The organism is Cupriavidus sp. WS (assembly GCF_000395345.1).
Classification (GTDB): domain Bacteria; phylum Pseudomonadota; class Gammaproteobacteria; order Burkholderiales; family Burkholderiaceae; genus Cupriavidus; species Cupriavidus basilensis_B.
Genome location: NZ_AQPL01000431.1, coordinates 1 through 1,520, shown reverse-complemented (window position 1 = coordinate 1,520; position 1,520 = coordinate 1). Strand labels below are relative to the sequence as shown.

Annotated in this window: 1 protein-coding gene and 1 pseudogene; one reads left to right on the top strand and one right to left on the bottom strand. The window is 73.9% G+C overall.

The genetic code is table 11. From position 1 onward, the window contains the following. The coding region (locus K206_RS0129780) for a DUF3761 domain-containing protein (protein WP_231401707.1) at positions 1-266 on the bottom strand (266 nt) is incomplete at its 3' end. Positions 267-590: 324 nt separating this feature from the next. Between K206_RS0129780 and K206_RS0129775 the strand changes: the two are divergent. Beyond that, positions 591-1,520, top strand: a pseudogene (locus tag K206_RS0129775) (mechanosensitive ion channel family protein); the annotation flags it as partial.

The window sequence follows — 1,520 nt, the reverse complement described above, 5'->3', positions numbered from 1 at the left end:
CTGGCGGCAGCCGGGCCGTGCCATTCCTTCACGCCGCCGTGGCCGGCGCAGGCGCCCTTCTTGGTGGCGCCGAAATAATTGCTGCCGTCCTTGCACACGCCGGTGGGCACCTGCCCGGCCGGCGCCTGCGCGCGCGCCAGCAGCGGCACGGAAACGCAGAAGGCGGCGGCCAGCAGCATGGGCAGGCCCAGGCGCATGAGCAGCGCTTGCCGCGCTGCGCGGGCGGGAACGGCGACGGCGAACTTCCTGGCTTTCGTGGCGGACATGACGGGCTCCTGCGATGACAATGCCATTGGGAACAGCGGAAACGACGGCGAAACGACAGCGAAGCGGACAACGAAGCGGACAGCGAAGCGGCGACTGCACGGAAGACGGCACGCGGCCATAACCCGGCGCATGGTCCGGCGCATGGCCCGGCCATGCGCGATACCCCACTCAACGGCCCGCGCGGCACTTGCGTTGACGCCGGCCCGGTGTGACGCCGGCGGCCCAGGCGGCAAGGCATGCCGGCGGGGCAATGCGCTACAGTGTCAGCCATGTCCGCCGCTCCCCCAACGCCGCTCGTCCTTCCCGCGCCTCCGCGCGCTTTCATGCGCTTTCACGCCATGGCGATGAAGTTCCCGAACCGATTGTCGATCCCCCTCGCGGCACGGCTGCTGGCGGCGCTGTGGCTGGCGCTGGCGTGCGCCTGGCCGCTGCCGGCGGCGGGCGCGGCAAACCCGGCGCTGGCCGCGCTGGCGGCGGCCGTGGCGACCCCCGCCGCGCCGGCGTCCCAGCCGGCGGCCAGCGAGCCGCTCGCGCAGTCGCTCGACCAGGTCATCACTACGCTGCAGAGCGACAAGGACCGCACGGCGCTGGTCGAGCAGCTGCAGGTGCTGCGCCAGGGCGTGGCGCCGGCCAGCGCGGCCTCGGCGCCGCAGCCGGGCCTGCTGGGCGCGCTGGCCGAGGTGGTCGACCATCTCGACGACAAGCTGCGCAAGGACCGGGGCCCGTGGCACTACTGGCGCTGGCGCGCCGGCTTCGCCGACGAGGAATGGCGGACGGCGCTGACCGTGGGCGGCAGCCGGCCGGCCTCGCGGTCGCTGGGGGAATTCGCCACCGTGCTGGCCGCGTGGTTCGTGGCCGGCTGGCTGCTGTGGGAGCTCGGCAAGCGCGTGCGCCACCGGCTCGCGCAGCACACCCCGCGCGCCGAGCTGCCGGCGGTGCCGTCGTGGATCGACGTGGCGCTGTACATGCTGCGCCGGGTGATACCGTGGGCGCTGGCCTTCGGCCTGGCCATGCTGCTGTCCATCAGCGTCTTCAAGCGCTCGCCGGCCAGCGTGGCCGGCATGGTGCTCGCCTATTCGGTGGTGGCCGGCGCGGTGCTCGGCGCGGTGTGCCAGGTCATCTTCGCGCTGTTCAGCTCGGCCCACCGCGCGCACGCGGTGCGCGACCTGCTGCGGCATTCGCGCGGCCTGCTGTTCGCCACCGGCGCGCTCGCCGCGCTGGGCGACGTGGCCAACGACGCGCGCGTGGTCGGC